Origin of the sequence: Desulfovibrio sp. 1214_IL3152 (genome assembly GCF_036763055.1) — a bacterium.
In the GTDB taxonomy this organism is placed as follows: Bacteria; Desulfobacterota; Desulfovibrionia; order Desulfovibrionales; family Desulfovibrionaceae; genus Desulfovibrio.
The window spans coordinates 1-1174 of sequence record NZ_JBAIYW010000526.1 but is presented as its reverse complement, the minus strand read 5'-3'; the positions used below and the strand labels follow the sequence as shown (position 1 = coordinate 1174).

Annotated in this window: 2 protein-coding genes; both read left to right on the top strand. The window is 61.8% G+C overall.

All coding sequences use genetic code 11. The features are described 5' to 3' along the window. Window positions 1-570: thiamine pyrophosphate-dependent enzyme (locus V6C07_RS11180; protein ID WP_333536561.1), on the top strand; the 570-nt coding region annotated here is incomplete at its 5' end. Then, a complete protein-coding gene (locus tag V6C07_RS11175; protein WP_333536560.1) occupies window positions 563-1102 on the top strand; it encodes a 2-oxoacid:acceptor oxidoreductase family protein in 540 nt (179 codons plus the stop codon). The genes V6C07_RS11180 and V6C07_RS11175, both read left to right, overlap by 8 nt. Window positions 1103-1174 lie beyond the last annotated feature (72 nt).

Genomic DNA, 1174 nt, shown 5'->3' with positions numbered 1-1174 from the left:
GCCACGGGAGTGCGCCGCGCACGGCCCGAATCGGTGGTCTTTACCTACCAGGGCGACGGCGACATGGCTGCCATAGGCATGGCCGAATCTCTGCACGCCGCCAACAGGGGCGAAAAAATCACCACGATCTTCATCAATAACACCGTATACGGCATGACCGGCGGGCAAATGGCTCCCACCACGCTTGTGGGACAAAAAACCACCACCAGCCGGCAGGGCCGCAACGCCGGTAACGAAGGCGGTCCCATACGCATGGCGGAAATAATGGCCCAACTGGACGGCGTGGCCTACGCCGCCCGCTGCGCCCTTGATTCCGTCAAGCATGTGCGCGCCGCCAAAAAAGCCGTACGCAAGGCATTTGACGTGCAACTGCAAGGCCTTGGTTTCGGCTTTGTGGAACTGCTCTCCGGCTGTCCCACCAACTGGCATCTGGACCCCATCGCCGCCAACAAACGTATTGCCGAAGCCATGATTCCCGTCTTTCCCCTGGGCGTGTACAAGGACGTGTCCCTGCCCGCCGCAACGACGGAAAATGCGGGCCAGGACAGCCAGGAGGACGGCCGTGAGTAAATATCAGGACGTTATTATTGCCGGTTTCGGCGGCCAGGGAGTCATGCTGATCGGCAACCTGCTGGCCCAGGCCGGTATGGAATACGGGCTTGAGGTAAGCTTTATCCCCGTTTACGGGGCGGAAATGCGCGGCGGCACGGCCAACTGCACGGTGGTTCTGGACGAACACGCCATAGGCTCTCCGCTGGTGCGCGAACCGCTGTCCACCATCATTCTCAACGAGCCTTCCCTGGCAAAGTTCCAGCCACGCCTGCACAAGGACGGCGTGCAGGTGGTCAACGCATCCCTGGTGAACAAAGACCTTGTGGATGCCTCGCTGCGCACGGTTTACATTCCGGCCAATGACCTGGCCCACGAACTGGGCAATGTGAAACTGGCAAACATGGTGGCCCTGGGCGCGTGGCTCAAGGCCACGGGCGCGCTGCCGCCCGCCGTGGTGCAGGACGCGCTGCGGCGCGTGGTCAGCGCCCATTATGCCAAGCTCATTCCTGTCAACGAAAAGGCGCTGGAGGCTGGCTACAACTTTGCCTGACGCTGAAGACGGAAACGGCACGGCATGGCCTCTGCGCCCCATTATGGCCTGACGCCCGTTGCGCCGTTGCCA